Here is an 8,076-nt window from a genome sequence, read left to right on the forward strand (position 1 = left end):
GAGATTGAAATCACAAGTGATGTTCAAAAAATACAAGAGAGCTTAATGACGGGGTTCGTGATGATTCAAGTAAGACCGGACGACAATGTATGCGTGCTCGTTCCTGCCCCGGCGAAAGCGAACAGGCAAGTAACCATTCCAGAAGTGGAGTATAGTGTTCTTGGTCCTAAAGAAGCGTTTGTTGAAGCGCTTGATACGAATTTAAACATGGTCCGCAAACGGCTTCCGATTCCTGAATTACAAATGAAGGAATTGAATATCGGCTCTCTGACAAAAACGAAAGTTGCCGTTTTATATATTAATGGAATTGCAAACGAGCAAAATGTCAATACAATCGTGCAGCGAATCCAGGATGTTCAATACGATCAAATTGTTGACAGCTCATTTATTAGACAAATGATTGTTGACAATAAAAATTCGCCTTTTCCACAATTGGTGGACACAGAACGGCCCGATCGTATCGCCAGTGTATTGGCCGAGGGAAAAATCGCCGTTATGGTAGACGGTTCCCCACAGGTTTTTTACGGTCCAACGACGCTTATTGAGTTTTTTTCATCAACGGAAGATTATTTTTTAACCTGGCATATCGCTTCCGCCGTTCGCTTGATGCGCTTGCTTGCGGTCACTCTTTCTGTTATAGCAACGCCTTTATATGTCGCGGTTCTGACCCATCATTATCAAATGATTCCAGATAAACTATTGGATACATTGATTGCTTCAAGAAGCGGAATCCCGTTTCCGCCGATTTTGGAAACGATTGTTTTGGAATTAACCATTGAGCTACTGAGGGAAGCGGGAGCCAGGCTACCGACAAAAGTCGGCCAAACGATCGGTATCGTTGGCGGTATCGTCATTGGGACGGCAGCAGTACAGGCCGGAATTACAAGTAATGTTTTGTTGATCATTGTTGCCCTTTCAGCCCTTGCGTCTTTTACGACACCGGTCTATCAAGTCAGTTTTACCATCCGGGCGATCCGCTTCCCCTTTCTACTTTTTGCGCAGTTTTGGGGACTTCTTGGCGTATCGATGTGTTTTGCTTTTTTCGTTTCCCACTTGCTTCGCTTAACGTCACTTGGAAATCCGTATATTGAACCCGTCTATCCACTAAGGCTGAAAGATCTTAAAGATGGGTTAATTCGTCTCCCATTTTCAATGCAGAAAACCCGGCCGAAGCAACTACGTCCTGAAAATCCGATCCGTTTCCGTGATGAAAAGAAAGAGGAAACGAAACAGCAGGCGAATTTTATTGTAAAATGGGCGTCACAAAAAGACATTGATGAATTTTAGACAGAAAATAGGTGGTTCTATGTTACCAGACGACTCCAAAAAAGTTTCCCCTTATTTTGCTTTTTTTCTTATCCATAAGATCCAGATCGGGGTCGGCATCCTTGGATTTGAACGGTATATTGCCCAATCAGCCGGTCATGATGCATGGGTCGCCATTATCATCGCCGGGCTATCGATCAACGTGATCATCTGGTTTTGCTTTCGCATTTTAATGAAAGGAAAGAATGATATTATTGGCATCCAAAAAGAGTTGTTCGGTAAATGGATGGGAGGAATGTTCAGTTTTTATTTTGTCATTTATTTTTTTTGTTTTGTTGTAACCCTTGTCCGAACATATGTCGAAGTCATTCAAGTATGGATGTTTCCACATATGTACACATGGGTTCTTTCGTCCTTTCTCCTGATTCTCGGATATTGTTACGTTTCAGGGGGTTTTCGGACCGTAACGGGGATTTGCTTTTTAGGGATCATCTATACCTTCCCCTCGCTTTTATTGAAAATATTTCCATTGACAGAATCCCATATCTCAAATTTACGTCCATTATTTGATCATCCTTTTTCCTCTTACTTAACGGCGGCGAAAGCGATGGCGTTGGAGTATCTTGGATTTGAAACCCTTCTTATGTATTACCCATTTCTGAAGACACCGGAAAAAGCAATAAAATGGGCCCATTTTGGAAACTTATTTTCTATTCTCATCTATCTTTTAACAGCCATCACAACCTTTCTTTATTACAATGAAGAAGAATTGGCCCGAACGATCTGGGCAACATTAACCCTCTGGAAAATTGTTGACTTTCCGTTTATGGAACGGTTTGAATATGCAGGCATCGCCCTCTGGCTATTTGCCGTGCTGCCCAACATTTGCCTGGCTCTCTGGGCGACAAGCCGGGGGATGAAGCAATTGTTTCATTTCAATCAACGGTACAGTTTAATCTGTATTATCATAGCAGCCGCATTTGCCTGCTCTTTTATCGAAGGCCGGCCCAATATCGATTGGTTAAATACCATTACATCAACAGCAGGGTTTTACACGGTTTATTTTTATATCCCGGCCCTATTTGTTGTTCAATGGATCATTTATAAAGTGAGGAAAAAGAAGTCATGAGAAATAAATGGATTACCTTTTTAGCCTTTCTTGTTTGCTTAAGTGGCTGTACGGCAGAACCTAAAATCATTGAAGATCTTCAATTAGTACAGGCCATTGGTTATGATGATGCAGGGAAACACCGTGTAAAAGCAACGGTTGCCTCTACGATCACACCGAAAAACCAGGAGCAAGCCATGCCAAAAAATGTTACATTTACAGCTGAATCCTTTACGAGTCAAAACGTGTTACATGTGTTGCAATCTGAGTCACCAAGGCCATTAGCGGTGGGCCGCGTAGGAGTCGCATTATTCAGTGAGAAATTGGCAAAGCGGGGCATCCTTCAGTTTATCGATGGCCTTCAGCGTAATGCCGATATCGGCCGGGACATCCCGCTTGCTGTTGTAAAGGGGGAAGCAAAAGAAATGTTGGAACTTCAAACACCTGTAAATCAAATTCCTGCCAAATACATATTGGACTTAATCGAGCAAAACCAAAAGGAAAACATCCCTAATTCTGATCTCCATTCTTTCCTTTACCATTTGTATGGCAAAGGATTAGACCCGTTTATGCCTTTGCTTGAGCTAAAGGATGGATTAATAAAAATTAAAGGGATAGCCCTTTTCTCAAATGGTAAGTATGTTGATGATATTAACTATGAAGAAGCATTCATCTTCAAACTACTGTTTGAAAATTTTAAAAAAGGATCTTTCGAAGCGAGGATAGGGAAAAATAAATATATCAACATTGAAAATATTTCATCAAAAGTAAACTATCACGTAATCAACGGAAACACCAATCCAAAAGTAACGATTACCGTGAAATTGATGGGCTTGATTAACGAATCGGAAGGAATTAGTTTAAATGTTAAGAAAAAAGAAAGCGTAGAGGAAAGAACACGAAAGCTGATTAATGGAAAAGCAAAAAAGCTTTTGCGCCGGTTTCAACATGAGAGGATCGACCCGCTAGGAATTGCAGATCAAGCAAGAAGCCAAACGAGAAACTTTAACTTTGCAGCGTGGGAGAAACGCTATCCAACGATTCCAATTGATTTTAAACTGGATATCAATCTTGTAGAGGCAGGAATTGTGGAAGAGAAAAAGTAGCTTCCGTTTTGCAAAAAATTTTGCGGCTAAAAAAACAAAAGCCCCCGAAATGGGAGCGTTTACGTTTTGATTTCTATTGCGAATTCGTATCTGGTCCAGTCGCAATTCCTTGTTGGAGTTGTTGCCCCGCCTGCTCCAGTTGATGACCCGCTTGCTGTAATTGCTGTAGCTCTTCATAAGAAACACTGGTCCCCGATTCAGATTGCAACTGCTCGATTTGTAGTTGCGCTTGCTTAAGCTGCTTCTGCGCATATGGATATTGCTGAGGATTGGACGTATTGGCCAGGGCCTGGCTGGCGGCTTGCCTTGCCTCTTCGGAAGCTTGAATAGCTTGCTGGAATTGTTGCTTTCTCTCTTGTTCATTTCGTTGAGCCATCTTCATTATCCCCTTCTTCTGTAATTAATGACATTTATTAAGTTTTGCAAATCTCTTTTCATTTATCCCGTATCCGATTTCAAATTCTCATTTTCTTTCACCAATTTGGGAATACTTACAATAACAGAAAGGAGATATTTTCCATTGAAAAACGTACAGTGGTTGAATCAATCAAGACGGCAAAAAGCGTATGTCAGCATTCTCGGAACGACACAGCTACATTTAAGAAACCCTTATATCGTCGCCTGGTGGTCAGCGGCTTTTCCGGGATTCGGCCATCTTCTTCTTTCTAAATACTTGCGCGGATTTGCCTTGTTTATTTGGGAATTTGTCATCAATACCCAATCGCATCTTAATCAGGCTATCGTCTATTCATTTACAGGCAAATTCGATAAAGCGAAAGAGGTGATCGATCATCGATGGTTGCTGTTATATATTCCGGTTTATGTTTTTGCCATATGGGACAGCTATCGGACAACAATCGATACAAATAAAATTTATTTAGCCGCCAATCGTGAAGATGCCGATTTTCAATCATTTGTTATTCATCCTTTAGAGATCAATTATTTGGATAAGCGAAACCCGAGAATCGCAGTTTTTTGGACGTTATTTATGCCCGGGTTGGGCCAACTTTATATTCACCGCATCGGCGTTAGCTTTTTCCTTTTAATCTGGTGGATCGCCCTTGTTTATTTGTCGCATTTTTTAGAGGCTGTTCATCTCCTTGTGTCCGGTGACATCGGGAAATCTACAGCTATTTTAAAGAATGGTTTTTATTTATGCCATCCGTTTACGTTTTGCGATTTACGATTCGTATGTGAACACGGTTGAAAACAACAAGCTATTTGAAGATGAGCAACGTCATTTTTTGCAAAAAAATTTTCAACATCCTTCGTTTAAAATGCCAGTCGCCAGGAGGGAATAGTTTTGCATGTGCTGTCAACGTTTGAACATTCACATTTTATTGAGTTAGCCATCACTTCATTAGTGCAAAAAGGAATTCCAAAAGAAAATATTCTGGCTGTTCCTCTTTCGAATACAAATGAAGAGAGGAAACTCTTTGATACGATTCATTATGCGGACGGGATCAGTCTGTTTGATAAAGGGGCCGCAATCGGGACTGCTCTTTCCGTAGTAGGAGCAAGCATTGGGTTCAAGCTTCAATGGGGGCCCATTTATTGGGGGTTAATCGGGGCGGCCGCCGGCTTTTCCATAGGTGTTATCCTGAATCTGTTGATCTACAAAATTTTCCGTAAACAGCGGCTTATGAAACGTGGAAAAAAACCGGAAGTCATTTTAATCATTGAATGTGACCATAGGGAAGCGGAAATGATTTTGACCACATTAAGGAATCATTATGCCCTGGGGGTAGCGAAACTAAATGTTGAAGGAAGTTGAAAGCTATGATTTTAGCGATTATTTCTATTCTAGTGTTTAATGCCATCGCTTTTTTCCCTGAAAAAAGAATGAATAAGCTTGAAATTTATAGCACTTCCATCTTCGCTGTCATCCTCGCCTTTTCGGTCGATTACATTTTAGAAGTAACCTTTCACTTATACGGCTATTTTCAAAAAAAGGCGCAATATACGGATTTGTTGGTTACATTAGGGATTTATCCGGCCATTGACATTATTTTTTTAAACTTTTTCCCATCTACCCGCCGTTTTGTAACAAAAACCCTCTACATTGCAGGCTGGTCGGCCTTTGCCCTTTTTTATGAATGGCTGTCTGTAAAACTGGGCTTATTTTATTATAACGGCTGGAAATGGATTTATTCGGTTCCGATTTATCCCTTTTTATATTTGTTGTTGCTTGGTAACTTAAAATTAGTGAGGCGGCTCTGGTGGTCAGATGTCTCGAAAGAAAAGCTTAAAGTATAGCGGGTGTCTTTTCTTATATAGGTTGGAACCCTGGTTATCTTTTGTCTCATACATTTTCAATTTTTCATCCAAAGTCTGACTATATGGTTAACGGTGAGAATTTTGAAGTCGCAACATGAACGGGAAAAGCTAACCAGTTGTGGTATAATAAAGTCAATTTCTTTTATCAATGAAAAGAAAGAAGGTGTTTCTTTTGAAATTACCAGAAGATTTCGTGACAATTGATGAATTTTATAAAATGAGGGAAACAACCAATCGATTGCTAGAGTATGTCGATGGTATAGTGTTTATGTCTCCTTCCCCATCAACGAAGCATCAACGGATTTCTGGAAGACTTCATGCCTGGCTATTCAATTTTTTAGAACGAAGGAAATGCGAAGTGTTCCATGCTCCGTTTGACGTGGAACTTTCCTCAACGAACATGAACGAAACAAAAATTGTCATCCCTGATATATCGGTCATTTGTGACAAAAACGGGTTAATGGAAGACAAGTATGTCGGTTCTCCCAGCCTCATTATTGAAATCGTTAGCCCGTCTAATCAATCTCATGATTTAGTCTTCAAGTTAAATCTTTATATGCAATGCGGCGTAAAAGAATATTGGATTGTCAATCCGATGCTTAACAGCGTCCAGGTTTATGTACTTGATGAAGATGGCCAATATAAGCAATTGGACATGTTAAGGGAAAAAGGCATTATTCAATCCTCCGTTTTAGAAGGCTTTCAAGTGAATTTAGAGGAATTATTTGACTCCCTTTAGTTTTACATTGTTCGGGTATTTGTTTAATCTTTTCTGTTTGCTTTCGTCCCCCATTCGGGTAAGTGATTTTTTAAAATAGACTAATAACAAAACAAGAGAGGCTTTCACCTCCCTTGTTTTTATTCTTTTACGAATAATAAGATTTTCCCTTCATCAAGCTTTCTTTCATATTCTTCAGCTTCATATTGAGAAAGCCCCATTTCTTCCATTTTATTGCGAAGTTCGTCCCCTTTGGAGTTGAAGACATTTTTAACAGCTGTAGAAAGTCCCTCTTCCTTTATTCCGATGGTATTTACATTCGCACGGTCTGCTACTTGATTCGTTCTATCGTCTTGATGGGCCAACACATATATGTCCTTCTGGCTGATACCTTTTGATTCTAAATCTTGAACGGCTCCGATTACCTCTTGTTCAGTCAAATACTCTCTAACGGTTGGTTTTGCCATCATTTTATTTCTCCTCCTTTGGAAATTCAAAAATGATATCAAGCTTGTTTATCCTTTTCCCGTCCCCCTTCTTTTTAAACCTTAAATTGATAAACAGGTCTTTATTCCTATTTTAAAAAAGAAAGCAATTTCACGTTTTCTTTATGAAAGAGTGTGGAAATAGTTTAATAACTTCTTCAAAGGAGGCTAATAACCAATGAGCAATCCATCTAAAATGACGAGAGAAGAAGCAGGAAGAAAAGGCGGAGAAAAAGTTAAAAGAACTCAAGGGAAAGAATTTTATCAAGAAATCGGACAAAAGGGTGGAGAAAAGACAGCAAGAGAACACGACAAGAAGTTTTATAAGGAAATCGGACAAAAGGGCGGTGAGAAAACAAAGCGTGAGCATGGCAAAGAGTTTTACCGGGAAATTGGTGAAAAAGGTGGAAAAGCAAGCGGACAAAATGAATAGGGTAAATAAGAGCGGACAAGCCGGCCGCTCTTATTTTTGATCATTTACAAGCCAATCATTTTTTTGTCGTAATTATGAAGCACAACAATTGATTTAAAGCCCATTTTTAAATAGCGAAACTTGAGTAAAAGAAATCCGGATGGCCAATACTAAGCCTGATAAAGGAGGTATTGGCAATGACAGGTTTGCTAATAAAGATTTTTGTTTGTCCTACTATATTAATTATTGCATCGTTTATTTTGCCTAATGTCCATTATTCATCTGCATATCAGGCAGCCATTGTCGGGCTTGTGCTTGCACTGGTCGGTCATATGATGGAAGTCATGCTGCTAAGGGAAGATACACTTGTATTAAGCGCGGTTTTAGATTTTTTCGCTTCAACATTGATCGTTTATTTTGTATCCGCATGGCTTCCTAATACAACTGTAACATTTCCAGGAGCCATTCTTACAGCAGTTTTATTAACCATTGCTGAAATCCCGCTGCATCGCTATTTAGTTAGATCCGGACAAGCGCGAAAATCAGCAATTTAAATTAACGATTAAAAAAACTCCTTTTATTGAAAAGGAGTTTTCAGCTTGTAGACAAAGTCCATAATGTGGACTATGTCTACAAGCTTTTTTTATAATTAAAGTAGAATTTTCTTTGTGGGGGTTAGGTGGATGTTATCAAAGCGAGAGGAA

9 protein-coding genes and 2 pseudogenes are annotated in these 8,076 nt (G+C 39.6%); 9 read left to right on the forward strand and 2 right to left on the reverse strand.

All coding sequences use genetic code 11. The features are described 5' to 3' along the window. From WD019_RS21055 to WD019_RS21065, 3 genes are all read left to right on the forward strand, one after another. On the forward strand, window positions 1-1,287 hold a 1,287-nt coding region (locus WD019_RS21055; protein WP_425712727.1), incomplete at its 5' end, for a spore germination protein. A 19-nt stretch (window positions 1,288-1,306) separates the two neighbouring features. Beyond that, window positions 1,307-2,395 carry a GerAB/ArcD/ProY family transporter gene (locus tag WD019_RS21060; RefSeq protein ID WP_425712728.1) on the forward strand — a complete coding sequence of 363 codons (1,089 nt, stop codon included), beginning with the start codon at window positions 1,307-1,309 and terminating at the stop codon, window positions 2,393-2,395. Further along, entirely contained in the window at window positions 2,392-3,480 is a 1,089-nt protein-coding gene (locus tag WD019_RS21065; protein WP_425712729.1) for a Ger(x)C family spore germination protein, read from the forward strand. The genes WD019_RS21060 and WD019_RS21065 overlap by 4 nt, the downstream gene beginning before the upstream one ends. Before the next feature lie 73 nt (window positions 3,481-3,553). On the opposite strand, the gene WD019_RS21070 is transcribed toward WD019_RS21065, so the two are convergent. Then, entirely contained in the window at window positions 3,554-3,856 is a 303-nt protein-coding gene (locus WD019_RS21070) for a hypothetical protein (protein ID WP_425712730.1), read from the reverse strand. A gap of 144 nt (window positions 3,857-4,000) precedes the next feature. On the opposite strand from WD019_RS21070, the pseudogene WD019_RS21075 reads away from it, so the two are divergent. The 4 genes and pseudogenes from WD019_RS21075 to WD019_RS21090 all read left to right on the forward strand — a co-directional run bounded on the left by WD019_RS21075 (window position 4,001) and on the right by WD019_RS21090 (window position 6,496). Beyond that, a pseudogene (locus tag WD019_RS21075) lies at window positions 4,001-4,781 on the forward strand (hypothetical protein). A gap of 8 nt (window positions 4,782-4,789) precedes the next feature. Next, window positions 4,790-5,254 (forward strand): hypothetical protein, encoded by a 465-nt coding sequence (locus WD019_RS21080; protein ID WP_322786405.1) that lies wholly within the window; start codon window positions 4,790-4,792, stop codon window positions 5,252-5,254. A gap of 5 nt (window positions 5,255-5,259) precedes the next feature. Continuing rightward, a complete protein-coding gene (locus WD019_RS21085; RefSeq protein WP_425712731.1) occupies window positions 5,260-5,736 on the forward strand; it encodes a CBO0543 family protein in 477 nt (158 codons plus the stop codon). A 193-nt stretch (window positions 5,737-5,929) separates the two neighbouring features. Beyond that, a complete protein-coding gene (locus WD019_RS21090) occupies window positions 5,930-6,496 on the forward strand; it encodes a Uma2 family endonuclease (protein WP_026677631.1) in 567 nt (188 codons plus the stop codon). Between the two features lie 119 nt (window positions 6,497-6,615). Here the strand turns inward: WD019_RS21090 and WD019_RS21095 are convergent, their stop codons facing one another. After that, on the reverse strand, window positions 6,616-6,945 hold the full coding sequence (locus WD019_RS21095) for a general stress protein (protein WP_425712732.1): 330 nt from the start codon (window positions 6,943-6,945) through the stop codon (window positions 6,616-6,618). Window positions 6,946-7,138: 193 nt separating this feature from the next. On the opposite strand from WD019_RS21095, the pseudogene WD019_RS21100 reads away from it, so the two are divergent. Next, window positions 7,139-7,387: pseudogene (locus WD019_RS21100) on the forward strand (KGG domain-containing protein); the annotation flags it as partial. Between the two features lie 182 nt (window positions 7,388-7,569). Further along, window positions 7,570-7,926 carry a DUF2512 family protein gene (locus tag WD019_RS21105; RefSeq protein WP_425712733.1) on the forward strand — a complete coding sequence of 119 codons (357 nt, stop codon included), beginning with the start codon at window positions 7,570-7,572 and terminating at the stop codon, window positions 7,924-7,926. Window positions 7,927-8,076: the final 150 nt, after the last annotated feature.

This window comes from Fictibacillus sp. Mic-4, from assembly GCF_049843615.1.
Classification (GTDB): Bacteria; Bacillota; Bacilli; order Bacillales; family Fictibacillaceae; genus Fictibacillus_A; species Fictibacillus_A gelatini.